Source organism: Celeribacter sp. PS-C1, from assembly GCF_019429625.1.
GTDB lineage: Bacteria > Pseudomonadota > Alphaproteobacteria > Rhodobacterales > Rhodobacteraceae > Celeribacter.
Window position 1 is genome coordinate 357,270 of record NZ_JAHXRW010000001.1, and the last position, 24,984, is coordinate 382,253.

Consider the following 24,984-nt stretch of genomic DNA (forward strand, 5'->3'; position numbering starts at 1 on the left):
AGGCACCCTTGCGCATCTACGCCATCGGCGACATTCACGGCCAACTCGACATGCTCAAAGCCGCCCACGCGCGGATCGAGGCAGATAAGGCAAGGGTCGGCGATACCGACGCCCGGATCATCCACTTGGGCGACTATGTGGATCGGGGGCCGGACAGCGCAGGGGTCATTCAATATCTGATGGACGGCATCGCTGCGGGCAAACCGTGGCGGGCCATTCGCGGCAATCACGATCGGATGTTCACCCGTTTCGTGCGCCACGGCATCGCCCATGACAACCAGCACATCAAATCCGGCAAAAGTTGGCTTCACCCGGCTTTGGGCGGTCCGACGACCTTGGCCTCTTACGGCGTCGAGGCGGTCGATGGCGAGTTTGAGATCGCGCATATGCGGGCGAAAAAGGCGGTGCCTGAGGCGCACCTCGATTTCGTGGAAAACCTGCCGCTGACTTACGCTTGGGGCGATTATCTTTTCGTCCACGCGGGCATTCGTCCCCGTGTCGCGGTCGAGCATCAGACCGAAGAGGATCTTTTGTGGATCAGAGAAGGCTGGCTCGATTATCGCGGCCCGCTACCCTTTACGGTCGTGCATGGTCACACGGCGCTCGATGAGGCGACGCATTTCGGCAACCGGATCGATATCGACTCGGGCGCGGGCTATGGGCGGCCTCTCTCCGTGTTGGTGATCGAAAACAGCCACGAAGAGATCGTCACCGAAACCGGTCGCGCGCATCTCACTCACGCCAATCCTCAGTAACAATCCACAGTAAGACGCAGCGTTCCATCTTTCTCTGATCGCAGCCTTGGTTACACTCGGGCGCAGGATCAGAGGAGGAACACATGTCCGACATCGTCATTCTGGGCGGCGCTCGCACCGCCATCGGGACTTTTGGCGGAGCCTTGGCCGGGGTGCGCCCCGCCGATCTCGGCGCGCTTGTCACCAAAGCCGCACTTGAACGTGCCGGTGTCGAAGGTGCGCAAATTGGCCATGCCGTCTTTGGCCACATCATCAACACCGAACCCAAGGACATGTATGTCTCCCGCCTCGCCGCCATGGGCGCGGGTATCCCTGAGACGACGCCCGCGATGAACGTCAACCGGCTCTGCGGCTCGGGCGCCCAGGCCGTGGTCTCCGCCACGCAGTCCCTGATGCTGGGTGACGCCGATTTCGCCGTGGCGGGCGGGACCGAGGTCATGAGCCGTTCGCCCTATATCCTTCCCGCCGCGCGCTGGGGGCAAAAGATGGGTGATGTGGGCGCGCAAGATATGATGTTGGGCGCGCTGACCTGTCCCTTCGGCACCGGTCATATGGGGGTGACGGCGGAAAACGTCGCCCGTGAACATGGTGTGTCGCGCGAGGATCAGGACGCTTTTGCCTTGGAAAGCCAGACGCGTGCGGCCCGCGCCATCGAGGCCGGCGTGTTTCGCGATCAGATCGTGCCGGTTGAGGTCAAAGTGAAACGCGATCTCGTGGCTTTTGAAACGGACGAACACCCGAAACTCACCACGTTGGAGGGCCTCGGAAAACTCCGCCCGGCGTTTGAAAAAGACGGCACGGTGACGGCGGGCAATGCCTCTGGTCTCAATGATGGTGCCGCGGCCTTGGTGCTTGCGCGGCGCGAGGCGGCAGAGGCGGCGGGTTTGACACCCAAATTCCGCATCGTCGGCTATGCCCATTCCGGTGTGCGCCCTGAAGTTATGGGCATCGGTCCGATCCCGGCGGTCGAAAGCCTGTGCGCCCGCAGCGGTCTGACGGTTGGCGATTTCGATGTGATCGAGAGCAACGAAGCCTTCGCGGCGCAGGCCATCGCAGTCAACCGCGCGCTTGGGCTGGACGTGGCGAAAGTGAACCCGAATGGTGGCGCCATCGCGCTTGGCCATCCTGTCGGCGCGACCGGCGCCATTCTGGTGGTGAAGACCATGTATGAGCTGGAGCGCATCGGCGGGCGATATGGCCTCATCACCATGTGTATCGGCGGCGGACAGGGCATTGCCTTGGCGATTGAGCGGCTCTGAACGGTCTTTCGGACAATTTTCCGCCAATTTGCATGGGTTGATTAAGATTCTTTTCACCCTGTTCAGGGCATTCTGGCCGAAAGCTCGGGTCAGAAGGCCCGGGACGGATAGGAAGAGGTCCCCATGTCATTGTCGGATACGCTGTCTCAGGAACGTCGCGCGCGCCTCGCTGCGGAACGTTTGTTGGAACTCAAACAGGCGGAACTGTTTGAGGCCAATCGCAAACTCTCGAAACATGCGCGCTCCCTGTCTGATGAGATCATCATCAAACGCGAAGAGACCGAAGTATTGCGCGATGAGAACATCCGCACCAAGGAGGACTTGGAAAAAGCCAATGTCGCAGTGCACATCGCCGAGCGGCGGCTGTGGGATTCGATTGAGACCATTCAGGACGGGTTCGCCGTTTTTGACCCCTCCGACATCATGATCGCCGCCAATCCCGCCTATTTGCGTATCTTTGATGGGCTGGACGATGTCCGGCCGGGCATTTCCTATCCGGAAATCGTGCGTCTTGCCGTCGAAGAGGGGATCATCGATGTCGGAGACCTGACCCGCGAGGCCTTTATCGAACAGGCGGTGGGCCGCTGGCATGCGCCGGTGCGCGAACCGCAGACGGTGCGGCTTTGGAACAACCAATTTGTGAAACTGGTGGATCGCCGTTCTTCGGATGGCGATATGGTGTCTCTCGGCCTCAACATCACCTCGACGATCCGCTACGAAGATCGTTTGAAAAAAGCCCGAACAAAAGCCGAGGCCGCGAACCGCGCCAAATCCGCCTTCCTCGCCAATATGAGCCACGAAATTCGCACGCCGATGAACGGCATGGTGGGCATGGCCGACCTTCTGGCGGAGACGGATCTGAACGACGAACAGTCGCTTTATGTCGAGACGATCAAATCCTCGGGCGAGGCGCTTTTGAGTCTGATCAACGATGTGTTGGACTACTCGAAAATTGAGGCGTCGAAACTGTCTCTGCACCCGGAAGTCTTTGATCTCGAACGCTGTATTCAGGACGTGATGGTGCTGTTGCAGCCCTCTGCGGCGCAAAAGGGCGTCGATCTGATCATTGATTACGACATGTTCATGCCGACCAATTTCATCGGCGATCCGGGCCGCATGCGGCAGGTTCTGACCAATCTCGTCGGCAACGCGGTCAAGTTCACCCATACCGGTCATGTCATCGTTCGGGTCGTTGGCCTGCCCGACGACGAGGGCAAGCGTCAGCGCGTGCACGTGTCTGTCGAAGACAGTGGCATCGGCATCGCGCCCGATATGATCGAGCACATCTTCGGTGAGTTCAATCAGGTCGAGGGGGCGCACAATCGTAAGTTCGAAGGCACCGGCCTCGGCCTCGCCATCACGCGTCAACTCGTTCAACTCATGGGCGGTGAGATTTGGGTGGATAGCGAAGAGGGCGTCGGCTCCTGTTTCGGGTTCCACATCACGATGGATGTGGTCGAAGAGGCGAAACATCTGACCCTGCCGTCCTGGATGCATAAGGCGGCTTTGGTCGATCACATCAACGCCAACTCCCTGATCCTTGAAAAGCAACTGACGGCGCTTGGTTTCGAAGTGTCGCCTTTTGCCTCTGCCGAAGAACTATTGACCTCGCCTCTCGATGCACAGGTCTATCTGATCGACAACAAACTGCCCAATACGGACATTGCCAAGGTCATCGCGACCCTGCGCGTGCGCGGCGTCACGGCGCCGGTGCTCTTGATGACTTCCGGCCCGACCTCCGCCGACCGGCTGGATATTGAGGACGCCACCAGCCTGCAAAAACCCCTGCTGCGTGCCGATCTTTGGCGCACCTTGTCGGCCCTGATCCCGGTCGAGCCGGACGAGGTTCAGAAGACCGAGGGCCGTCGGATGCGCATTCTGGCCGCTGAGGACAATAAGACGAACCAGCTTGTGTTCGGTAAAATGCTCAAATCCCTCGACATCGAATTGCGTTTTGCCAACAACGGGCGCGAGGCGGTGGAACTCTATCAGGGCTTTCAACCCGACCTGATCTTCATGGATATTTCCATGCCTGAGGTCGATGGCAAAGAGGCCACCCGGCAAATCCGCGCGCTCGAAATCGACACCGGCACGCATCTTACGATTGTCGCGCTGACGGCCCATGCCATGGCGGGGGATGAACAGGAAATACTGGCGGCGGGGCTCGATCACTACATGACGAAACCGCTGCGCAAGGCGGCGATCATTGATCGTATCCTTCAGGAGCTTCCCCAAGGTTGCCGTCCGATCCTCCCCGAAGAACCGGCGCAGGTTCTTGCGGGCGAGTGAACCGCTCAGGCCGCGTGGATCGCCTCAATCATCGCGGGGCCAAACCGTTCGGCGGATCTGTCGCCGACGATGCGGGCGAAACTGTGCATGTCCGAGGGGCGCATTTTCACGATCTTGGTGATCTGTGAGGCGGTCAAGCTCATGGGTTTGAGCGTGCCGCAATCCCCGCGCGCCAAATCGTTGTGAATGCCTTGCAACAGATCAAACAAATCGCCGCCGCCGGAGCTGGCCAACTTGCGCCGCGCCGGATGCATCTCTGGCACCGGAGCGCCGAGAATGACCGAGAGAAACAGATCGCCGTAGCGTTCGAGTTTTTTCGCGCCGACCCCGCCGATCCGCCCCATCTCATCGAGCGTTTTCGGACGCTTTTCGGCCATTTCGATCAAGGTCCGGTCGGCAAAAACCACATAGGCGGGCACGCGCGCCTCTTCGGCCAGCGCGCGGCGTTTCGCCTTGAGCGCGGACAAAAGCGGTGCGTCTTCCTCGGAGACCAGCGCCTTGGCGACCGGCCCTTTGCGCGCCTTTGCCAAAGTGTCTTTGCGCAGCGTCATCTCCGCTTCGCCCTTGAGGATCGGCATCGCCGGTTCGGTCATGAACAATGCGCCATGCCGTTCCGGGTCGGGGCGCAGCAGATCCGCCCCCATCATCTGCCGGAAAATCGCGTTCCACTGGCGTTTGTCATAGTTCTTGCCGATGCCAAAGACAGACAGTTGATCATGGTTCCACTGCCGCACCTTGTCGGTCATCTTGCCGGTCAAAACGTCGATGAGATGCCCGGCGCCAAAGCCCTGATCACAACGCAGCACGGTGGAGAGCGCTTTGCGCACCGCCGTGGTGCCGTCGAACAGCTCCGGTGGGCTGTCGCAGAGATCGCAATTGCCACAGGGCGCGGCTTCTTCGCCGAAGAATTTGAGCAAAGTCTGACGCCGACAGACCTGCGCTTCGGCCAGCCCCAAGAGCGCATTCAAACGCGCATGATCGGCAGCGCGGCGTTCAGGCGGCGCGAGGCTTTCGTCGATCTGTGTGCGGCGAAACCGGATGTCGTCGGGGCCAAAGAGTGTCAGCGTTTCCGCAGGTGCGCCGTCGCGACCGGCGCGCCCGATTTCCTGATAGTAGCCCTCGACACTTTTCGGCAGATCGGCATGGGCGACCCAGCGGATGTCCGGTTTGTCGATCCCCATGCCAAAGGCGATGGTGGCGACGACGATCAACTCGTCTTCCTGCTGAAACCGCCGCTCGACCTCACGTCTGCGGTCCGGCTCCATGCCGCCGTGATAGGCGAGCGCCAGATGTCCTGCGTCCGAGAGCGCCTTGGCGAGGCTTTCGGTTTTGGCCCGCGTGCCGCAATAGACGATGCCGGACTGCCCTTTGCGGGCTGCTGCAAAATCGAGGATTTGGCGGCGTGGGCTGTCTTTCACGGCAAAGGCAAGGTGGATGTTCGGTCGGTCGAAGCCGCGCAGAAAGCTTTCGGGCGGGGTGCCGTCGAAGAGGCGCGTGACGATCTCGGCTTGGGTTTCCTCATCGGCGGTGGCGGTGAAGGCCGCGAGTGGCACATTCAAGGCGCGTTTCAGATCGCCGATGCGGAGATAGTCTGGCCGGAAATCATGGCCCCATTGCGAGACACAATGCGCCTCATCGACGGCAATCAAAGACACATTTGCGCGCCGCAGCATCGGCAAGGTGCCACCGGAGGCCAGCCGCTCAGGCGCCATGTAGAGGAGTTTCAACTCACCATTGGAAAGCGCGGCGAAGACGGCGTCGTTTTCCTCTTCGGTGTTGCCCGAGGTCAGCGAGCCAGCGGCGACACCGGCGGCTTGCAGCCCCTGCACCTGATCGCGCATGAGCGCAATCAAAGGCGAGATCACCACGGTCAACCCTTCGCGCACCAGAGCAGGGAGTTGGAAACACAGGGATTTGCCGCCGCCCGTGGGCATGATGGCAAGCACATCGCGGCCCGCCACGACGGCTTCGACGATCTCCGCCTGACCGGGTCGGAAGTCGTCAAATCCGAAAACGGAAGATAAAAGCGCCTGTGTCGTGCTCATTCTGTCTGCTCTTTATGATTGGCGACAGATTCGCACGCGGGGGCGTGAGGCTCAAGGCCTTAGTAGAACATACCCATGTTGTTGTAGATGATCCGCTCTATCGCATAGATCGCGATAAAAGCTACCAGAGGGGCAAGGTCCAAGCCGCTCATCGGGGGCAGGATTTTGCGGATCGGGCGGTAGATCGGCTCAAGAAGGCGCGAAAGACCGTTCCAGATTTGATAGACGAGCGGTTGGCGCACATTGAGCACCTGAAAATTGATCAGCCAGCTCATGATGATCTGAATGATCATGACAAATTTCACGACGCCGAGGATCATCAGCAGGATTTGCATCAAAGACAGCATGTATCAGGTTCCCAAGTTATCATCGTAGTCTCACCTAAGGTCTCAATCCCCGTCGCGCAAGCCCGAGGCGGTTTGTGCCGCAACGTCCGGTCTTGACCTTTGCAACCGCAGCAACACACTGACGCGCATGTATCCATTTGTCCGCATGTTCTATCAAGCGTGGAAAGTCCGCAACGCGCCCAAACTCGGCCTTTTCGAGCCGCATCATTCCCGGCATGTCTGTATGCCGTGGGACATTGACCTTTGGCTTGAGCTTAATAACGGCAGAACCTTAACAATCTTTGATCTTGGTCGCGTGCCGATGTCGATCCGTAATGGCACGGCCAAGGCCGCGAAAGAGGGTGGCTATGGCATGGCGGTGGCGGGCGCCTCTGTGCGCTATCGGCGCCGGGTGACGACGTTTCAGACCGTCGATATGGTGACCACGCCGATTGGGTTCGATGACAAGTTTCTCTATATCGAGCAATCGATGTGGGACCAGAAGGGCGAATGCTGCAATCATATCCTGCTGCGCGGTGCGGTGATCAAAAAACGCAAGATGGTGCCGCCGAAAGAGCTTTTGGTGCGGCTTGAGCCGGGGGTGGAAAGCCCCGATCTTCCGGCCTGGGTGCGCAACTGGATTGAGGCGGATGACACACGTCCGTGGCCGCCCACACGTTAAAGCCATGATAAGCGTTGCGCCGGTGGCGCTTTCTCTGTTCTATCGCCGCAACTGAGGTGAAAAGGGCAGGGACCATGGCAGAGCCAAGCCATCGCAAGCGCATCTGGGGCTGGATGATGTACGATTGGGCGACGCAGCCCTTTCATACGTTGATCCTGACCTTCATTTTCGGGCCTTATTTTGCCGAACAGGTGATCGCCTATCTCACTGCTGGCGGCATGGATCCGGCACATGCCAAGGCCGAAGCGCAGTCGATTTGGGGCTACGGTTTGACCGTTGCGGGGCTGACGATTGCAATCTTTGCGCCGATCCTGGGGTCCATCGCCGATGAGAACAAACGCCGGATGCCGTGGATTTGGCTCTTTTCATCGCTCTATGTTATTGGATCGGCTGGGCTTTGGCTGGCCGCACCTTCGGATTTTCCCACCATGTGGGTGCTGGTTTTTTTTGGATTGGGCCTGATTGGGGTCGAATTCACCACAATTTTCACCAATGCGCTTTTGCCGGATTTGGGTACGCGTGAAGAAATCGGCAAAATCTCCGGCAATGGCTGGGCTTGGGGCTATGTCGGCGGGATCATCGCGCTGGTGATCATGCTTTTGCTCTTTGCGGAAAATGCCTCCGGTGTGACGCTTTTGGGACGCGCGCCTTTGTTCGGGCTTGATCCCGAGGCGCGGGAAGGCACGAGGTTTGTCGGTCCCTTCGTGGCGCTGTGGTTCGTGATTTCCATGGTGCCGTTTTTCCTCTGGGTGCGCGAACCTAAGGGAAAAAGCCTGCCGATGGGGCGGGCGGTTAGCAAGGGTATAAGCGATCTGATCAAGACATTGAAAACCCTGCCGTCGCGCCGCTCGCTTTTCGCCTATCTCGGTGCCTCGATGTTCTATCGCGATGCGCTCAATGGCGTGTTCACCTTTGGCGGCATCTATGCGCTGGGTGCGTTGGAATGGAGCGTTGTGCAGATCGGCGTCTTCGGCATACTCGCGGCCTTCACCGGAGCGGTTTTTACCTACTTCGGTGGTATTGCGGATCAGAAGTTCGGCCCGAAACCAGTGATCATATTCTCTATCCTCGTGCTGGTCTCCGTCTGTCTTGTGATCCTGACCATCACCCGCGAAAGCGTGCTGTTCACGGCGGTCGAAGCCGGAAGCAAACTGCCGGACATCGCCTTTTATATCTGTGGTGCGGTGCTGGGCGCGGTCTCCGGTGTGATCCAATCCGCCTCGCGCACGATGATGGTGCGTCAGGCCGATCCTGAGCGGATGACCGAAGCCTTCGGCCTCTTCGCGCTCTCCGGAAAAGCGACGACATTTTTGGCGCCTGCGCTGATTGCTTTGGTCTCTGATTTGAGTAGTTCTCAGCGCCTCGGCATCACTCCGCTTATCGCCCTTTTCATTCTGGGGCTGGTGCTGCTAGCGTGGGTGCATCCCGAGGGCACAAAGGTTTCTGATGATGCGTAAATGGTTGAGCTTGGCTTTGGTTGCAACTCTCGCCGCCTGTATAGGCGGCGGAGACAGCAGTCCGCCCCCCACAGTGACGGTGTCCTCGTCGGATCACCGCCCGGCCAAGGCCCTGTTTGGGCCGGTCGCGCTCCCTTCCTCGCAAACGCCCGAATCCTTTGGTAGCTATTCCAAAGGCTGTTTGGCTGGCGCTGCGGCCTTGCCGGAAAACGGCCCGACATGGCAGGCCATGCGCCTCTCTCGCAATCGTAACTGGGGCCAGCCGGTCTTGGTCGATTTTCTCGAAGACCTGTCGCGCAAAGCCGCTGCTCAGCCCGGCTGGAACGGGCTTTATATTGGCGACATGAGCCAGCCCCGTGGTGGTCCGATGTCGTCGGGCCATGCGAGCCATCAGATCGGTCTGGATGCTGACATCTGGATGCTGCCCGCGACCCGTCTCGATCTGAGCCGCGCGGAGCGTGAAAGCCTGTCTTCGATCTCGATGCAGCGCTCTTCCGGCGCCTATACGAATGGAAGCTGGACTCGCGCGCATCATGAGATCATCAAAGCCGCCGCCTCTGACCCGCGCGTCGCGCGGATTTTCGTCTTCCCCGGCGCCAAGGTGCAGATGTGCAACGACGAAAAAGGTGACAAAAGCTGGCTGCGCAAGGTGCGCCCGTGGTGGGGGCATCACTATCATTTCCATGTGCGGCTGAACTGTCCGCGCGGCGATAAAACCTGTGTCGATCAGGCCGCGCCGCCCCCCGGAGACGGCTGCGCCGATGCGCAGGATTGGGTGAACAATATCCTGAACCCGCCGCCGCCGGACCCGAATGCCAAACCGGCGAAACCCAAACCTCCGATCACGCTTGCGAGTTTGCCTGCTCAATGCTCCGCCGTCTTGTCCTCGCGCTGATCGCGAGCCTGTCTGTCCAGACCGCTATGGCCGCCGAGGCGCGCTATTTGGGGTCCTACTCATGGGTGTCCGAGAATGCCCTCGTGGGGGGGCTCTCGGGTCTTGAACTGTCCGAAGATGGGCTGCAATTCGTGGCCCTCTCAGACCGCGGCAACTATTTCATCGGGCAGCTGACGCGTGACGACGCTGGCGTGGTTTCTGGCGTGTCTCTTGATAGGGGCGCGGCGCTCGTGGCCGAGGATGGCGGGCCTTTGCCACAATATAGCGACGACTCCGAAGGCATCGCGATCTCTGATGATGGACAGGTCTATGTAAGCTTTGAGTCCAACCACAGGGTCGCAAAGCTTGATCTGGAGACAGGGCGTGTGGTGGATCTTCCGAAGCATCCCGATTTCGCAAGCATGCAAAACAACTCCTCGCTTGAGGGACTGGCCGTCGATGATGTCGGTACGATCTACACTCTGCCGGAGCGCTCGGGGGCCGTTGGGCGCCCCTTTCCGCTCTACCGCTTCGTGGATGGAACTTGGGACAACACATGGTCGATCCCGCGCGATCCAGATACGGATTTCCTGCCGGTCGGCCTCGATATCGGACCGGACGGGCGGCTGTATCTCTTGGAGCGCTGGTTCATGGGGTTGGGTTTTGCCTCCCGTGTGCGGCGCTTTGATCTCGGTCCTGACGGGCCGGAGAATGAGGTCGCGCTGTTGCGCACTTTGACCGCGACCCATGACAACCTCGAAGGCATTGCGGTCTGGGCCGATGACGAAGGCATTCGCCTCACGATGGTCTCGGACGACAATTTCCGTTTCTTCCAGCGCACCGAATTCGTCGATTACCGCGTCATCGAATAACGCTTGCTTTGTGATCCGGCCAAGGTTAGACCGCCGCGTCGCTCCATAATGGGGCCGAGTTGCCGTCACCTTCGATAAAAAACGGGTACATCATGAAACAGCTTCTTCTTGGCATTCTTGCCATGGCCGCCATTGTTGTGGCCTCCAACATCCTCGTTCAATTCCTGCTCCTCGACGGGCTGCTGACCTGGGGTGCCTTCACCTATCCTTTCGCCTTCCTCGTCACCGATGTGATGAACCGCGTGTACGGGGTGCAGTCCGCGCGCAAAGTCATCTTCGCGGGCTTTGTTGCCGGCATCGTCTGTTCCCTCATCGGCACGCAAATCACGCTGCAAGGCGATGGCTATACCTATCAGGCCGTCGCTCTGCGTGTCGCCGTGGGCTCCGCCACCGCCTTTCTGATCGCCCAGCTTGTCGACGTCTTCGTCTTCAACCGGATGCGCGATGGCTCGTGGTGGAAAGCACCTTTCACTTCGTCGCTCGTCGGCTCTGCGCTCGACACCGCGATTTTCTTCACCATCGCGTTTTCGCAAAGCATCACTGTCTTTGGCGAGAATGCCGATATGGAAGTGTCCTGGGCCTGGGACGCCGTGCCCTTCCTCTTGGTCGGTCAACCGGTTCCGCTCTGGATTTCGCTCGCTGTGGCCGATTGGGGTCTAAAATTCGCTCTCGCATTGATCGCTCTCGTGCCTTTCCGCCTAATTGTTGGGCGCCTCACGGCACGTATGGTATAAATTTACTTGCTATATACCAAATCTGTGGCACCATCATCTTATCGGCAATTCATCGAAAGGAGGTGGTCCAGTGTCTAGAGTGATGTTGGAGAGCGAGGTCAAGACAGTCGGGGGGGCCGCCACCTAGAGGAAAAATCTAGTGTGAAACACTCCTGATTGGGTGTCCTAACTGACCCCATCTCCTGAGATCTCGGAGGGCTGCTCTATCTGGCAGCCCTTTTCCTTTTGCGGTATCTGTTCACCATGCCCCTGACCGTCACAGATCAAATCACCATCGCCGATTGGGAACTGACCGAGCAATTCATCCGCTCGTCCGGTCCCGGCGGGCAGAACGTGAACAAGGTCTCGACGGCGGTCGAGCTCCGGTTCGAAGCCGCCCGCTCGCCTAATTTGCCCGAACCCGTGAAGAACCGCCTGCGCCGTCTGGCTGGACGCCGCTGGACTAAGGAAGGTGCCGTCGTCATTCAGGTCGAAGAAACCCGCTCGCAGGCGCGGAACAGAGAGATCGCGCGGGAACGACTGGCGGAGCTGGTGCGGAAAGCCACGGAAAAGCCGAAACGCCGGATCAAGACGAAACCGACGAAGGGCAGTGTGGAACGGCGGATCAAGGCGAAGAAGGAACGGGGGGAGGTTAAGAAGTTGCGGGGGAAGGTATAGATCAAGTGTTATGCTTGTGCTTTAAATGTATTAAGTATTTTTAAGGAATGAAATGTGACGGATAATTCGGCAAGCTCTAAACGAGGTTTCTTAGTTGGAGCTATTTACGTTTCTTTGGGTATTCATGTCCTGTGGCTTATATTGTTTTCTTTCGTTATTTTGGTCGGTCCTTTCCAAAAAAACAGAGATGATTGTTCGCAGTTTGCTCAATCTATTGAAGTGTTCCAGATATGTGAGTTGGGAGAATTGGCAGGAAATGCACTGGCAACTGCTGGTCAAATGGGCAGATTAGATATCGTCAGTCTTTCCTTAACTGTGCTGGGAGTTGTTTTGGCTTCTGCTGCGCTAGGTAGCTTTTTTCTCATCAGGGGCGCTGCGAAAGATGCCGCAGCTGATGAAGCCGTTGAATGGCTTGATAAGAAGAAATCTCAACTGATTACGACAGAGCTAGTAGAAAAGTCCATTTTAAATGATAGGATTGTATTGACACTTGCAAATGAAGTGGAAAAGCGCATATCGCACAATAAAGATGGAATCGATGGAAAAACCGCAGACTCTATTGCTGAATCGATGAAAAATGATGAACTCTAATTTTCGAGACATAGCGGCTAAACATCTTGGGCCACCGGTCAACATTGAAGCGATTATTCGCTCAATGGGTATTGCCTTGAATAAAAAGGCTGATCTTGATGACCAGATATCTGGGCAGTTAAAACGTTTGCCTGCGAACAAGTTTGAAATATCTGCAAATAAATCAGATCATTATTTCCGCCAGAGATTTACTATGGCGCATGAGCTTGGCCATTATCTTTTGCATGCGCATTTAATCGGCGAGGGTGTGGATGACAGCGTTGCGTACCGTAGTGAACCCTTTGGCGAATTTTATAATGAAATGATATCTGCAACGGAAGAAACCGAAGCAAATCAATTTGCTGCACGGTTGTTGATGCCTAAAAGTAAGATCATAGAGTGTGTTGGTGTCGGCGATTCCATTTCTGAACTCGCAAAAAAATTTCAGGTTTCCAAGCAGGCAATGAATATACGGCTTCAAGCACTCGGATACATAATTGACGCAGATAAAGTGGGAGTTATTCCTTAAAAGCAAATCATCAAATTTGCTTTTAAGTGATTAAACCACAACCTCCATTTCCTCCTGCTCCCCAACCCCAAACACCCGCTTATAGCGCTCGACCTCTTCCGCCGGCCCCATCGCTTTCTTCGGATTATCAGACAGCTTCACCGTCGGATTGCCATTCGCAGAGATTGCTTTGCAGACCAGTGAAAACGGCGCCAGCGCGTCGTCCGGGGTCAGGCCGCGGAAGTCGTTGGTGAGCAGAGTGCCCCAGCCGAAGGAGGTCTTCACCCGGCCTTTGAACTGATTGTGCAACTCGATGATTTTGTCCGTGTCCAAGCCGTCCGAGAAGATGACGAGCTTTTTGGTCGGGTCTTCGCCACGCGCTTTCCACCAGTCAATCGCCACCTCAGCACCGGTCGCGGGATCGCCGGAGTCGATGCGGATGCCGGTCCAGCCCGCGAGCCAATCGGGGGCGCGGTCCAGAAAGCCTTTGGTGCCATACGTGTCCGGCAGGATGATCCGAAGATTGCCGGAGTGCTCCTCGTGCCAGTCGCGCAGCACATCATAGGGCGCGGCGGCGAGTGCGGCATCGTCTTTGGCCAAGGCGGAATAGACCATGGGCAATTCATGCGCGTTGGTGCCCACCGCTTCCAGATCGCGCTTCATGGCGATGTGGCAATTTGAGGTGCCGGTGAATTTGCTGCCAAGCCCCTCGACCATGGCCTGAACGCACCAATCCTGCCAGAGGTAGGAGTGCCGGCGACGGGTGCCGAAATCGGCGATCTTGAGCCCGTCGAGCGGCTGCAACTGTTTCACCTTTTCCCAAAGCTTGGTCATCGCGCGGGCGTAGAGCACCTGAAGCTCGAATTTCTTCATTGGGTCAAGCACGGCGCGCGACCGTAGCTCCATCAGGATCGACAAAGCGGGAATTTCCCAGAGCATCACCTCGGGCCAGCTGCCCTCAAAGGTCAGCTCATATTGCCCGTCCCGCTTTTCGAGCTGATAGGCCGGAAGGCGCAGGTTTTCGAACCACTCCATGAAATCCGGGCGGAACATCTGGCGTTTACCGTAAAACGTGTTGCCGCGCATCCAAGTGCTCTCGCCACGTTTCAGGGATAGGGACCGCACATGGTCAAGCTGTTCTCGCAACTCGCCCTCATCGATCATCTCGGCCAGGCGGATGTCTTTCGAGCGGTTGATGAGAGAGAAGGTGACCGTGGTGTCCGGACGATTGCGGAACACCGATTGGCACATCAGCAGCTTGTAGAAATCCGTGTCGATCAGGGAGCGGACGATCGGGTCGATCTTCCATTTATGATTGTAGACGCGGGTTGCGATATCGACCATTTGGGCGGTCCCTCTTCCTATGACCGCCTTGTTAAAGCAGGGGGGACAAGGGTTTGGCAAGGAAAAGGCGTAAGAAAGGAGTTTGTGATCACAGGCTGGCGCCCCTTGTCATTTGTCGCGCGGATTCCAATCAGGATTGTCCGTGCCACGGCGCGACAGACGCAGAGCCAAGCCAAGCGCGATCCCCGTGCCGATAGCGACCGTGAGGTCTGTGATCACAGTCAGGGCGAGGGTGATCAGCAAGAGCACAAGATCAGACCGCCGCCCGCGCAGATATTCGCCCCAGCGATGCGGTTCGGACATATTCCAAGCCGTCAAAAGCAAAAGGCCCGAGAGCGCAGGAAGCGCGAGATAGCCCGCCAGCGGCGCGGCCAGCATCATGATCGCCAAAAGCGTCACGGCATGCACGATCCCGGCGACCGGGGTCTTGCCGCCTGCGCGCACGTTGGTCGCGGTGCGGGCAATCGCGCCGGTGGCAGGCAGGCCGCCAAACAGAGAAGACCCGATATTGGCCCAGCCCTGTGCCATCAGTTCTGCGTTGGAGCGGTGACGCCCACCGATCATCCGGTCCGCGACCATGGCCGAGAGGAGGGACTCGACACCGGCGAGAAAGGCAATGACAAGCGCGGAGGGCAACAGTTCTCGCAGGGTCGCAAAGCTCAATTCCGGCAGATGCGGTGCGGGTAGGCTTTGTGGCAGCTCGCCAAACCGCGAGCGAATGGTCTCAACCGGTAGATCGAAAAGCGCCACCGCGGCGGACGTCAGCGCCACGGCGACGATCAGCCCCGGCAGGCGCGGAAAAGCTCGGCGTAAGGCAACGATCAGAACCATAGTGGAGAGGCCAATTCCAAAAGACGCGGGGCTGAGGTCGGGCAAGGCCTCGATCAGCGCGGGAATTTTCTCGAGGAAATCGGCGGGGAAGGGGCCGGTAAGACCGAAGAGATCGGCCAGTTGGCTTGTCCCGATGATCACGCCGATCCCGATGGTAAAGCCATTGATCACCGCTTCGGGCACATGGCGCACCAACTGCCCGGCGCGGAGCAATCCGGCAATGATGAGGATAATCCCGGCGAGGAAGGTGGCGGCGACGAGACCGGTATAACCATGTGTGGCGATGACGCCTGCAACAACAACGATGAACGCACCAGTGGGCCCGCCAATTTGCACCCGGCTGCCGCCCAAAGCGGAGATCAGAAATCCCGCAACAATGGCCGTGACGAACCCCACGGCGGGCGCGGCACCCGAAGCGATGGCAATCGCAATGGAAAGTGGCAGGGCGACGAGGGCAACAGTGATCCCCGCAAAGAGATCAGAGCCAAATTCGGCCCGCGTGTAGGTTTTCAGCGTGGTGAAAAGTTTGGGCGTCATGGCCCTAAAGGACCTCGACCCCGGCCGCGGTCATCCCACTGAGTGCCGCTGCCAGAGAGCCATCCATGTCAATCGCGCGACACAGATCTGTGCGCACGGTGACCTTGAAACCAAGTTTGGCGGCATCCACAGCGGAGAAATTCACACAGAAATCCGTCGCCAGCCCCACCAAAGTGAGCGTGTCGATCCCGCGGGTGCGCAGGTAGCCCTCAAGCCCGGTCGGGGTGACATGATCATTCTCGAAAAATGCCGAGTAGCTGTCGATCAGCGGGTTGAACCCTTTGCGGATGATCAGGTCGCCCGTGGTCACGAGGTTCTTGTGGAATGCGGCGCCATCGGAGCCTTGTATGCAATGGTCGGGCCAAAGCACCTGCGTGCCATAGGGCATTTCAGTGGCCGAAAAGGGTGCGGCATCATGTGTGCTGGCAAAGGAACTGTGCCCAGCCGGGTGCCAATCCTGCGTCAGGATCACGGAGGCGAAGTCCGCCATCAGCGCATTGACCCCCGGCACAATCTCATCGCCTCCCGTCACTGCCAGCGCGCCGCCGGGGCAGAAGTCATTCTGGATGTCGATGACGATGAGGGCTTCGTTGGCTGCGCGCATGGGAGGTCTCCTTTGCCAAAGTGGTAGCGCGGTGGCGAGTTTCGGGCAAGGTGCGGTCGTCAATGTGAGATATTCAGCATTTCTCTCAAAATGACGCGAGGGCTCAACGCTTTCTTAGCCTTTGCCTGCTTTACTTCTGTGTGAGCCGATTGGGGTCGGTGGTCTGAGGCGAGAAAGCCTCTTCACGTGGGGTGAAATCATGACAGTCTTAAATTTTCTGCGCACGCTTTCGGCGTGTGCGCTGGAGGCCTGCAATCTACGTCGTCCGGTTCTTTTAGTGTGTTTGGCGTGGACGCTAGCCATGGGCGGTGCCTCAAGCGTGGAAGCTGCCAAGCCGGGATCGCAGCAGCCGGGGGCCACAATCGTTATCTCAAACGATTATGGCGGCAGTGTGCGCAAGCGGAAGGCGGAGATTCAGAAAATCAACCGCCTTGGCCAAACTGTGGAAATACGGGGCAGCGTCTGCATGTCCAGTTGCACGATGTTTTTAGGGGCCAACTCCGTTTGTGTGACGCCGGAGACGTCATTCGCGTTTCATGGGCCATATCGGTTTTTCTCGAAGCTCACACCTTTGGAATTTGACCAATGGTCAAAAGTGATCGCTCATCATTACCCAAGCTTCCTGCGGAGCTGGTACATGCAGACCGGACGCTATCGAAGCGGCAACCCGGCGCGTGTCAAAGGCAGCGAGCTGATCCGACACGGGGTCGCTCAATGCCCTTGAATGCGGCCTTCGGGGGCTGGAATTGGTGCGGGCGATGAAAAAACGGGCGATTTGCCCAAAGTGAGGCCGCATTTATGAGCGTGCGGCCTTTTTGCCCGTGAAGCTCTGAAACAGCCCTTATAACCTGTAGGTGAAGATCAGGGAAAAGGGCGCAGTCAGAGCCATGGCGATTTACGCATCGATCCACCACGTCACCCATTACAAATACGACCGCAATGTCGAGCTTGGGCCACAAATCATCCGCCTGCGACCGGCGCCACATTCGCGCACGCGGGTGATTTCGCACTCACTCAAGGTCACGCCCTCGGGTCATTTCGTGAACCATCAACAAGACCCCTATGGCAACTGGCAATCGCGTTTCGTCTTCCCGGAGCCGGTGCGCGAATTCAAGATCGAGGTCGATCTGGTGGCCGATATGACCGTCTACAACCCGTTCGATTTCTTCGTAGAGGAAAGTGCCGAACATTGGCCGTTCGAGTATCCGCCGGAGTTGAAAGACGATCTGGTGATTTATCGCACACCTGAACCTGAAGGCCCGCTTTTGGCGCAATTTGTGGGCTCGATTGATTTCAAGGAAACCCGCACGGTCGATTTTCTCGTCGGCCTCAACGCTCGGATTTCGGACTATGTCGATTATACGATCCGCATGGAGCCGGGGGTGCAGACGCCCGATGAAACGCTCTCGAAAAAATCCGGTTCCTGTCGAGATAGCTCGTGGCTCTTGGTGCAGGTGCTGCGTCACCTAGGCTTCGCCGCACGCTTTGTCTCCGGCTATCTCATCCAGCTCAAACCTGACCTCGAAGCGCTAGATGGGCCGTCTGGGACCGATCATGATTTCACAGATCTACATGCTTGGTGCGAGGTCTTCCTACCCGGCGCGGGCTGGATCGGGCTGGACCCAACCTCCGGGCTTTTGACCGGCGAAAGCCACATCCCGTTGGCTGCCACCCCGCATTACCAAAACGCCGCACCGATTGCGGGCGGGTTCTCTTCGGTCGGCACGCCGGAGGTGTCGTTTGATTTCGACATGCAGGTCAAACGCGTTGCCGAACATCCCCGCATCACGAAACCTTTCTCCGAGGAAAGCTGGGACCGGCTCAACGCGCTGGGTCATAAGGTGGACGAGGCGCTCAAAGAGGGCGATGTGCGTCTGACCATGGGCGGCGAGCCGACGTTCGTGTCGATCGACGACTTCGAGAGCGATGAATGGAACACTGCCGCTGTCGGACCGCAAAAACGGGCGCTTGCCGATCAGTTGATCCGGCGTCTGCAAACCCGTTTCGCGCCGGGAGGCTTTCTGCATTACGGGCAGGGCAAATGGTATCCGGGCGAAAGCCTGCCGCGCTGGACCTTTTCGCTCTATTGGCGGCATGACGGAAAACCTGTGTGGAAGAACCCCGATCTGATCGCGAAAGAGGACACCCCCTCGCCCGCCACGCCGAAGGATGCCGGGGATTTCATGACGAAATTCGCCGAGAATTTGGGTGTCGATCCGATCTGCGCGCAGCCCGCCTTTGAAGACCCCGGCGAGTGGATTTTGAAGGAGTCTCTCCTGCCGGAAAACGTCACACCCGAGAATTCGAAACTCAAAAACCCCGAAGATCGCGCGCGCTTTGCCCGCGTCTTTTCGCGTGGTTTGACGGAGCCCTCGGGCTATGTCCTCCCGATCCAGAGATGGCAGTCGAAAGCCGGATCAAGTTGGCTTTCGGAAGTTTGGAAAACCCGGCGCGGGCATTTGTTCCTGATCCCCGGTGATAGCCCTGTGGGCTTCCGCCTGCCGCTCAATGCGCTGCCCTATATTGCGCCCTCGGCCTATCCCTATTCCTACCCGGCGGACCCGATGATGGACCACGCACCGCTGCCGGATTTTCATGCAGCCATGGACGAACGGCGCAAGAAATTCCGCGCCGAAGTCGACCGGTTGGAAAAAGAGGAAGCGGAGCGCGAGGCAAAAGAAGCCAAGGAACGCGCAGATATTCTGCCAAAAACATCAAAAGAGCATAGTCAGCCTGTATCCGAAGTGTCCGGCGATGAGACCGAGCGGCAAAAGATCATGGCTCAAGGCGTTGATCCGGCGGGCGGTCAGGTCCGTACCGCGATCACCATCGAGCCACGCGATGGGCGTCTGTGCCTCTTCATGCCGCCGTGCGAAACGCTTGAAGATTATCTCGACTTGATCGCCACTGCGGAGACCACGGCCGAGGAGCTTGGCCTGCCGATCCATATCGAGGGCTATTCCCCGCCCCATGACCCGCGTCTGAACGTGATCCGCGTCGCCCCCGATCCCGGCGTGATCGAGGTGAACATCCACCCGGCGCACAGCTGGGACGATTGTGTTGCGACGACCGAAGCGATCTACGAAGAGGCGCGTCAGTCGCGTCTGGGCGCTGACAAATTCATGATCGACGGGCGGCATACTGGCACGGGCGGCGGCAACCACGTTGTGGTCGGCGGTGCGACCCCGTCGGACTCGCCCTTTTTGCGGCGGCCCGATCTCTTGAAGTCGCTGATCCTGATCTGGCAACGCCACCCGTCGCTGTCCTATCTGTTCTCGGGCCTCTTCATCGGGCCGACCTCGCAAGCCCCGCGCATCGACGAAGCGCGGCACGACACGCTTTATGAGCTGGAAATCGCCCTGTCGCAGATCAAGCCTCCCTCGGAGGCCGCTGTGCCGCCCGCGTGGTTGGTCGACCGTCTGCTTAGAAACATGCTCACGGATGTCACGGGTAACACCCACCGGGCGGAGATTTGCATCGACAAGCTGTTCTCTCCTGATGGCCCGACCGGGCGTCTGGGGTTGGTCGAATTCCGCGGCTTCGAGATGCCGCCGGACCCGCGCATGTCTCTCGCGCAACAGCTCTTGCTCAGGGCTATCATCGCGCGCTGTTGGAACGCGCCCGTTGAGGGCAAGCCGGTGCGCTGGGGCACCGTGCTGCACGACCGTTTCATGTTGCCGCACTATCTGTGGGAAGACCTGCTTTCGCTCCTTGCGGATCTCAAACATCATGGCTTCGACATGGACCCAGAATGGTTCAAGGCGCAGGCTGAATTCCGATTCCCGTTCTGCGGTCAGATTGAGGCCGAAGGTGTGCATCTTGAGGTGCGACAAGCGCTGGAGCCCTGGCATGTTCTGGGCGAAACCGGTGCGATTGGCGGTACGGTGCGCTACACCGACAGTTCGGTCGAGCGGCTACAGGTCAAGATGACGACACTGCATCAGGATCGCTACCGGATCATGTGCAACCAAAGGCCGATCCCCTTGGCGAAAACCCAAACCTCGGGTGTGTCCGTCGCCGGTGTCCGGTTCAAGGCTTGGCAACCGCCAGAGGCGCTGCACCCGGTTTTGCCGGTTAATGCGCCTTTGCATTTCGACATCTATGACGACTGGACAGGCCGGCCCATCGCCGGTTGCACCTATCATGTGGCGCATCCGGGCGGGCGGAATTACGACACTTTCCCGGTGAACGGCAACGAGGCCGAAGCCCGGCGTTTGGCGCGGTTTGAACCCTATGGTCACACCCCGGGAAGCTATACACCCGGAACAGAAGTGCCACACCCGGAGTTTCCCTTGACGCTTGACCTCAGACGGCCCATTGGGCTTGTCTGAACAGCACCAAGGAAAACGAAACCACAATGTCGCAGCGCCTGATCTCAGGTTCCGCTCATCCGGATCTCTTTGCAGACTATCAGCAAAGCCCGGATGTGGCCGACGAGCTTTTTGACGCCACAGGCCAGATGCGGCCTGTGTGGCGGCGCTTTGTCGATCGGTTCTCGCGGCTTTCACCCGAAGAAATTCGCGCGCGCTTTGAGCGAGGCGATCAATATCTGCGCGATGCGGGCGTGTTTTTTCGGCAATATTCCAACGATCCGCTGACCGAGCGCGCTTGGCCGTTGAGCCATATTCCCGTGATCCTGCATGAGCTGGAATGGGAGCACATCTGTGCGGGCCTGTCCCAACGCGCGGACTTGTTGGAGCGCGTCATGGCCGATCTTTATGGGCCAGCGCAACTGGTCAGTGACGGGCATCTGCCGGCCGAACTGATCGCACGCTCGCCGCAATGGCTGCGCCCGATGGTGGGGGTTCAGCCGAAGGGCGGGCATTACCTGCATTTTCTGGCCTTCGAGATTGGCCGCTCTCCCGATGGCTCTTGGTTCGTTCTGGGTGACCGGACGCAGGCGCCCTCAGGGGCAGGCTTTGCGCTTGAGAACCGCATGGCAACGGGGCGGATTTTTCCTGAGCGCTTCCCGCGCGCGCACATTCACAAACTCGCGGGGTTCTTCAGCGCGTTCCGGGATTCTATGGAAGACCTTGCGAGCGCGTCCTTCAAACATCCGCACGTTGCCGGGATCCTGACGCCGGGGCCGTCGAACGACACCTATTACGAACACACCTACATCGCGCGCTACCTTGGCATGATGCTGCTCGAAGGTGAGGACATCGTCGTCGAAAACGGCGAGGCCATGGTGCGCACCATTGATGGCCTACGGCCTCTGGGGATGCTGTGGCGCAGGATCGACGCGAGCTTTGCCGATCCGCTGGAATTCAACGCACGTTCACAGATCGGCACTCCGGGGCTGATGGAAGCAGTGCGGACGGGTCATCTGGCGATGGCCAATGCGCTTGGTTCCGGCGTTCTGGAAATGCGTGCAATGATGGCGTTTCTGCCTCGGATCAGCGAGGTGCTGATGGGCGAGAGGCTCAAGCTGCCCAACATTGCGACTTGGTGGTGCGGCGGCGCGACGGAGCGCGCTTATGTCCACGGCAACGCTCAGAACATGCTGATCAGCCCGGCCCATGCGGTGGATCTGCCATTTGATCTTGGCGCGACCACGGCGCTGGGCGGGGAGTTCCGTGGCAGGGCGATGGGCTCGATCGCGGATTGGCTCGACCGCGAGGGCGAAAAGCTGGTCGGGCAAGAGGCTGTCACGCTCTCGACGACGCCAGCATGGGAAGACAGCGAGGAGGGTGGCACCGTGGTGCCGCGTCCGATGACCGTGCGGGTCTTTGCCGCGCGCACGCCCATCGGCTGGCAATTCATGAAGGGCGGCTATGCTCGGATTGGCCGCTCTGGGGATGCGACTGCGCTTGCGATGCAGCGCGGCGGGTCTGTGGCCGATGTGTGGGTCGTTTCCGACCGGCCTTTGGCGAGAACCGGACCGCGACAAGAGGACGGCGTCTCCTATCTGCGCACCAGCCCCGGACTTTTGCCGTCGCGTGCGGCGGACAACCTCTATTGGCTCGGCCGTTATGTGGAGCGGTTTGAGGATGCCGCGCGATTGGTGCGGGCCTATCACCTTCGTCTGGCGGCGACGGACAACCGCAATGATCCGCGCTTGAAGGCGCTGCGAGATTACCTTTTGGGCTTTGGGATCGACCTGAAACAGACGTTGCCTGAGGCCCTCATCGGGCGGATCATCGCTGCGCGCGGCTGTGCCACAAAGGTGCGAGACCGGTTTTCTGCCGATGGCCTGTCGGCGCTCAATGATCTGTTGCAAACCGCGATGCGGATGACGGCGACGGCGCAGCCCGGTGACGATTGCGCGCGGGCGACCTCTGTCTTGATCCGCAAGATTGCGGGCATCACCGGGCTTGTGCATGAGAACATGTATCGCTCTGCAGGGTGGCGATTCCTGAGCCTTGGGCGGGAGTTGGAGCGCGCCGATGCGATGGCGGCTTTGCTGGCGGAATTTGCCGACAGTGCGGCGCCCGAAGGTTCGCTCGATTTGGCGGTCGAAGTGGGCGACTCCATCATCACGCATCAACGCCGCTACCGTGTGGAGACCAGCCGCAATGCCGTGGTCGATCTTTTGGCACTCGATGCCGACAACCCGCGAGCGATCCTGTTCCTGATCCGCGAGATGCGCAAACATGCCGAGGCCTTGCCGCAGGCGGAACTGCATGGTCGTCCGTCGGAGTTGCTGCGCGCGATCCTGCCTTTGGAGGCGCGGCTGACCTGTGCCCGTCCAGAAGAGGTGACGACGGAGTATCTCTTGGGCGTTCGGGCCGATCTGGCGCATGTGTCCGATCTGGTCTCTACGATCTATCTGAGGTGAGCAATGCTGTATGAGATCAGCCTGACCATCGATTATAGCTATGATGCGGCCTCGGACCGGGCGCGGAATATTCTGCGGCTTTTGCCCTCGAATGTGGCGGGGGTGCAGCAGGTGCGTCAGAGGTTGTTGACCATCTTGCCACGCCCCGACGAGCGCCGAGATGGCTGGGATTTCTTCGGCAACGAGATGAGCATGGTGGCCTGGCATCACCCGATCGATGCCATGTCTATGCAGCTCACGGCCCAAATCGAGCGCTTTGAACCTGCTTCGCTTTTTGATCTCTCGCCGCCTTTGGAAGAGTTGCGTGCCGAAATTCTCGCGTTGAAATCGCTGGCTCCTGATGCGCCGCATCACTTTCTCGCGGCCTCGCCGCGTGTGGCTTTGTCACCAAAGATTACGGATTATGGTTGGGACTGCATCACGGATGTGGGGGACGGAGTGACCGCCCTCAAAGCCGTCGAGGCCGTCGGGCGCGCGCTCAATCGTGACATGAGTTTCGACCCAGAGGCTACAGATGTGGACACGCCGCCCGAGGTGGCGTTTGAGAACCGGCATGGAGTCTGTCAGGATTTCGCCCATATTATGATCGCCGCCCTTAGGGGGATCGGCATTCCGGCAGGCTATGTCTCAGGTTTTCTGCGCACCTTCCCGCCGCCCGGGCAACCTCGGCTCGAAGGGGCCGATGCCATGCACGCCTGGGTGCGGGCCTGGGTCGGTAAACAGGTGGGCTGGATTGAATTCGACCCGACGAACGATCAGTTCGCCGGGACGGATTATATTACAATCGGGCATGGCCGGGATTACGGCGATGTGGCGCCGGTCAAAGGCGCCGTGCGCTCGGCCGGTGGGCACAGCACCCAGCAGGCCGTCGACGTCATCCCGCTCGAAGATGCGCCCGCTTAAACGGACGCGATCAATGCTTCGATATGCGCCGGACCTGTCGGGCGGATGCGGTTGGGGTTCAAGGCCTTGATCGAGTAATAGCCCCGCGTAATGTGGTCCATATTCACCGTTTCGGCCACACCCGGAAGGCGATAGATGCGCTCCATATAGGCCGTCAGACGCGGGTAATCCTTGATCTGTTTCAGGTTACATTTGAACACGCCGTGATAGGCGGCATCAAAGCGGATCAGCGTCACGAAGGTGCGAATGTCGGTTTCCGTGATCCGGTCGCCAAAGAGGTAATCGCCGGTCAAACGGGTCTCTAGATCGTCCAGCATCTCGAACACGCCCGCGACGGCTTCGTCATAGGCCTCTTGCGAGGTCGCAAAGCCGGCCTTGTAGACGCCGTTGTTCAGCTGGTCGTAGATCACCGGATTGAGCGCATCGATCTCGGCTGCCAGATCGTCGGGGTAGAGTCGCAAATCGGAGGGTACGAGGTGCTCAAACGCCGTGTCGAACATACGCACGATGTCGGCGCTCTCGTTGTTCACGATGGTGTTCGTCTTGGTATCCCAAAGAACCGGCACCGTGGCGCGGCCCGAGACATGCGGATCGGCGCGGGTGTAAAGCTCGTGGATATAGGTGGCACCAAACAGCGGGTCTTCGTCCGCGGCATCATAGCCACCAAATTGCCACCCCTGATCGGTCATCGTCGGGTTCACTACGGTCACGGAGATGTAGTCTTCGAGACCTTTCAATTTTCGCGCGATCAGCGTGCGCGAGGCCCAGGGGCAGATGAAAGCGACGTAAAGCCGGTAACGCCCGGCCTCCGCCTTGTATCCGGCCTCCCCGGTCGGCCCGGCAGAGCCGTCCGGGGTGATCCAGTTGCGAAAGCTCGACACTTGCCGAACGAAACGGCCTTTGGCGTCGGATTTTTGGACCGGGTCCCAGCTTTTGGACCATGTTCCGTCAACAAGCAT

The 24,984-nt window shown here is 59.0% G+C and carries 21 protein-coding genes; 15 read left to right on the plus strand and 6 right to left on the minus strand.

What is annotated here, in order from left to right:
• The first annotated feature begins 8 nt into the window (after nt 1-8).
• The 3 genes from J5Y17_RS01780 to J5Y17_RS01790 all read left to right on the plus strand — a co-directional run bounded on the left by J5Y17_RS01780 (nt 9) and on the right by J5Y17_RS01790 (nt 4,303).
• Nucleotides 9-755, plus strand: a complete 747-nt coding sequence (locus J5Y17_RS01780; RefSeq protein WP_219783477.1) for a metallophosphoesterase — start codon at nt 9-11, stop codon at nt 753-755.
• An 83-nt stretch (nt 756-838) separates the two neighbouring features.
• On the plus strand, nt 839-2,014 hold the full coding sequence (locus tag J5Y17_RS01785) for an acetyl-CoA C-acyltransferase family protein (RefSeq protein ID WP_219783478.1): 1,176 nt from the start codon (nt 839-841) through the stop codon (nt 2,012-2,014).
• 123 nt (nt 2,015-2,137) lie between these two features.
• Nucleotides 2,138-4,303 carry an ATP-binding protein gene (locus J5Y17_RS01790; RefSeq protein WP_219783479.1) on the plus strand — a complete coding sequence of 722 codons (2,166 nt, stop codon included), beginning with the start codon at nt 2,138-2,140 and terminating at the stop codon, nt 4,301-4,303.
• Nucleotides 4,304-4,308: 5 nt separating this feature from the next.
• Here J5Y17_RS01790 and recQ read toward each other — a convergent pair whose 3' ends face one another.
• Both recQ and J5Y17_RS01800 read right to left on the minus strand, forming a co-directional pair.
• A complete protein-coding gene (recQ, locus tag J5Y17_RS01795; protein WP_219783480.1) occupies nt 4,309-6,348 on the minus strand; it encodes a DNA helicase RecQ in 2,040 nt (679 codons plus the stop codon).
• Between the two features lie 59 nt (nt 6,349-6,407).
• Nucleotides 6,408-6,695, minus strand: a complete 288-nt coding sequence (locus J5Y17_RS01800; protein ID WP_219783481.1) for a YggT family protein — start codon at nt 6,693-6,695, stop codon at nt 6,408-6,410.
• A 127-nt stretch (nt 6,696-6,822) separates the two neighbouring features.
• Here J5Y17_RS01800 and J5Y17_RS01805 point away from each other — a divergent pair, with 127 nt between their 5' ends.
• The 8 genes from J5Y17_RS01805 to J5Y17_RS01840 all read left to right on the plus strand — a co-directional run bounded on the left by J5Y17_RS01805 (nt 6,823) and on the right by J5Y17_RS01840 (nt 13,049).
• The gene (locus J5Y17_RS01805) at nt 6,823-7,356 is read left to right on the plus strand and encodes an acyl-CoA thioesterase (protein WP_219783482.1); all 534 of its coding nucleotides are present in this window, start codon (nt 6,823-6,825) and stop codon (nt 7,354-7,356) included.
• Nucleotides 7,357-7,430: 74 nt separating this feature from the next.
• The gene (locus tag J5Y17_RS01810) at nt 7,431-8,813 is read left to right on the plus strand and encodes an MFS transporter (RefSeq protein WP_219783483.1); all 1,383 of its coding nucleotides are present in this window, start codon (nt 7,431-7,433) and stop codon (nt 8,811-8,813) included.
• Nucleotides 8,803-9,708, plus strand: coding sequence for a penicillin-insensitive murein endopeptidase (mepA, locus tag J5Y17_RS01815; RefSeq protein WP_219783484.1), 906 nt, complete (start codon nt 8,803-8,805; stop codon nt 9,706-9,708). The genes J5Y17_RS01810 and mepA overlap by 11 nt, the downstream gene beginning before the upstream one ends.
• Nucleotides 9,681-10,559 carry an esterase-like activity of phytase family protein gene (locus tag J5Y17_RS01820; protein ID WP_219783485.1) on the plus strand — a complete coding sequence of 293 codons (879 nt, stop codon included), beginning with the start codon at nt 9,681-9,683 and terminating at the stop codon, nt 10,557-10,559. Before mepA ends, J5Y17_RS01820 begins: the two co-directional genes overlap by 28 nt.
• Before the next feature lie 92 nt (nt 10,560-10,651).
• Nucleotides 10,652-11,293: a queuosine precursor transporter gene (locus J5Y17_RS01825; RefSeq protein WP_219783486.1), complete on the plus strand. Its 642-nt coding sequence runs from the start codon at nt 10,652-10,654 to the stop codon at nt 11,291-11,293.
• A 243-nt stretch (nt 11,294-11,536) separates the two neighbouring features.
• The gene (gene arfB, locus J5Y17_RS01830; RefSeq protein ID WP_219783487.1) at nt 11,537-11,950 is read left to right on the plus strand and encodes an alternative ribosome rescue aminoacyl-tRNA hydrolase ArfB; all 414 of its coding nucleotides are present in this window, start codon (nt 11,537-11,539) and stop codon (nt 11,948-11,950) included.
• Nucleotides 11,951-12,004: 54 nt separating this feature from the next.
• Entirely contained in the window at nt 12,005-12,541 is a 537-nt protein-coding gene (locus J5Y17_RS01835; RefSeq protein ID WP_219783488.1) for a hypothetical protein, read from the plus strand.
• On the plus strand, nt 12,531-13,049 hold the full coding sequence (locus J5Y17_RS01840) for an ImmA/IrrE family metallo-endopeptidase (RefSeq protein ID WP_219783489.1): 519 nt from the start codon (nt 12,531-12,533) through the stop codon (nt 13,047-13,049). Before J5Y17_RS01835 ends, J5Y17_RS01840 begins: the two co-directional genes overlap by 11 nt.
• A 30-nt stretch (nt 13,050-13,079) precedes the next feature.
• Here J5Y17_RS01840 and pncB read toward each other — a convergent pair whose 3' ends face one another.
• The 3 genes from pncB to pncA all read right to left on the minus strand — a co-directional run bounded on the left by pncB (nt 13,080) and on the right by pncA (nt 16,344).
• On the minus strand, nt 13,080-14,372 hold the full coding sequence (gene pncB, locus J5Y17_RS01845; protein ID WP_219783490.1) for a nicotinate phosphoribosyltransferase: 1,293 nt from the start codon (nt 14,370-14,372) through the stop codon (nt 13,080-13,082).
• A 108-nt stretch (nt 14,373-14,480) separates the two neighbouring features.
• Nucleotides 14,481-15,740, minus strand: a complete 1,260-nt coding sequence (locus tag J5Y17_RS01850; protein WP_219783491.1) for a SulP family inorganic anion transporter — start codon at nt 15,738-15,740, stop codon at nt 14,481-14,483.
• Between the two features lie 4 nt (nt 15,741-15,744).
• Entirely contained in the window at nt 15,745-16,344 is a 600-nt protein-coding gene (gene pncA / locus J5Y17_RS01855; protein WP_219783492.1) for a bifunctional nicotinamidase/pyrazinamidase, read from the minus strand.
• A gap of 199 nt (nt 16,345-16,543) precedes the next feature.
• Here pncA and J5Y17_RS01860 point away from each other — a divergent pair, with 199 nt between their 5' ends.
• From J5Y17_RS01860 to J5Y17_RS01875, 4 genes are all read left to right on the plus strand, one after another.
• Nucleotides 16,544-17,068 (plus strand): hypothetical protein, encoded by a 525-nt coding sequence (locus J5Y17_RS01860; RefSeq protein WP_219783493.1) that lies wholly within the window; start codon nt 16,544-16,546, stop codon nt 17,066-17,068.
• Between the two features lie 163 nt (nt 17,069-17,231).
• The gene (locus J5Y17_RS01865) at nt 17,232-20,675 is read left to right on the plus strand and encodes a DUF2126 domain-containing protein (RefSeq protein WP_219783494.1); all 3,444 of its coding nucleotides are present in this window, start codon (nt 17,232-17,234) and stop codon (nt 20,673-20,675) included.
• Between the two features lie 26 nt (nt 20,676-20,701).
• On the plus strand, nt 20,702-23,122 hold the full coding sequence (locus tag J5Y17_RS01870; RefSeq protein ID WP_219783495.1) for a circularly permuted type 2 ATP-grasp protein: 2,421 nt from the start codon (nt 20,702-20,704) through the stop codon (nt 23,120-23,122).
• A gap of 3 nt (nt 23,123-23,125) precedes the next feature.
• A complete protein-coding gene (locus J5Y17_RS01875) occupies nt 23,126-24,025 on the plus strand; it encodes a transglutaminase family protein (protein ID WP_219783496.1) in 900 nt (299 codons plus the stop codon).
• Here the strand turns inward: J5Y17_RS01875 and J5Y17_RS01880 are convergent.
• Nucleotides 24,022-24,984: a glutathione S-transferase family protein gene (locus J5Y17_RS01880; protein ID WP_219783497.1), complete on the minus strand. Its 963-nt coding sequence runs from the start codon at nt 24,982-24,984 to the stop codon at nt 24,022-24,024. The genes J5Y17_RS01875 and J5Y17_RS01880 overlap by 4 nt on opposite strands.

Bases quoted from the DNA above. Each gene is read 5' to 3' on its own strand.
- J5Y17_RS01785 (WP_219783478.1), top strand. From the start codon at position 839: ATGTCCGACATCGTCATTCTGGGCGGCGCTCGCACCGCCATCGGGACT.
- J5Y17_RS01790 (WP_219783479.1), top strand. From the start codon at position 2,138: ATGTCATTGTCGGATACGCTGTCTCAGGAACGTCGCGCGCGCCTCGCT.
- recQ (WP_219783480.1), bottom strand. From the start codon at position 6,348: ATGAGCACGACACAGGCGCTTTTATCTTCCGTTTTCGGATTTGACGAC.
- J5Y17_RS01800 (WP_219783481.1), bottom strand. From the start codon at position 6,695: ATGCTGTCTTTGATGCAAATCCTGCTGATGATCCTCGGCGTCGTGAAA.
- J5Y17_RS01805 (WP_219783482.1), top strand. From the start codon at position 6,823: ATGTATCCATTTGTCCGCATGTTCTATCAAGCGTGGAAAGTCCGCAAC.
- J5Y17_RS01810 (WP_219783483.1), top strand. From the start codon at position 7,431: ATGGCAGAGCCAAGCCATCGCAAGCGCATCTGGGGCTGGATGATGTAC.
- mepA (WP_219783484.1), top strand. From the start codon at position 8,803: ATGATGCGTAAATGGTTGAGCTTGGCTTTGGTTGCAACTCTCGCCGCC.
- J5Y17_RS01820 (WP_219783485.1), top strand. From the start codon at position 9,681: ATGCTCCGCCGTCTTGTCCTCGCGCTGATCGCGAGCCTGTCTGTCCAG.
- J5Y17_RS01825 (WP_219783486.1), top strand. From the start codon at position 10,652: ATGAAACAGCTTCTTCTTGGCATTCTTGCCATGGCCGCCATTGTTGTG.
- arfB (WP_219783487.1), top strand. From the start codon at position 11,537: ATGCCCCTGACCGTCACAGATCAAATCACCATCGCCGATTGGGAACTG.
- J5Y17_RS01840 (WP_219783489.1), top strand. From the start codon at position 12,531: ATGAACTCTAATTTTCGAGACATAGCGGCTAAACATCTTGGGCCACCG.
- pncB (WP_219783490.1), bottom strand. From the start codon at position 14,372: ATGGTCGATATCGCAACCCGCGTCTACAATCATAAATGGAAGATCGAC.
- J5Y17_RS01850 (WP_219783491.1), bottom strand. From the start codon at position 15,740: ATGACGCCCAAACTTTTCACCACGCTGAAAACCTACACGCGGGCCGAA.
- pncA (WP_219783492.1), bottom strand. From the start codon at position 16,344: ATGCGCGCAGCCAACGAAGCCCTCATCGTCATCGACATCCAGAATGAC.
- J5Y17_RS01860 (WP_219783493.1), top strand. From the start codon at position 16,544: ATGACAGTCTTAAATTTTCTGCGCACGCTTTCGGCGTGTGCGCTGGAG.
- J5Y17_RS01865 (WP_219783494.1), top strand. From the start codon at position 17,232: ATGGCGATTTACGCATCGATCCACCACGTCACCCATTACAAATACGAC.
- J5Y17_RS01870 (WP_219783495.1), top strand. From the start codon at position 20,702: ATGTCGCAGCGCCTGATCTCAGGTTCCGCTCATCCGGATCTCTTTGCA.
- J5Y17_RS01875 (WP_219783496.1), top strand. From the start codon at position 23,126: ATGCTGTATGAGATCAGCCTGACCATCGATTATAGCTATGATGCGGCC.
- J5Y17_RS01880 (WP_219783497.1), bottom strand. From the start codon at position 24,984: ATGCTTGTTGACGGAACATGGTCCAAAAGCTGGGACCCGGTCCAAAAA.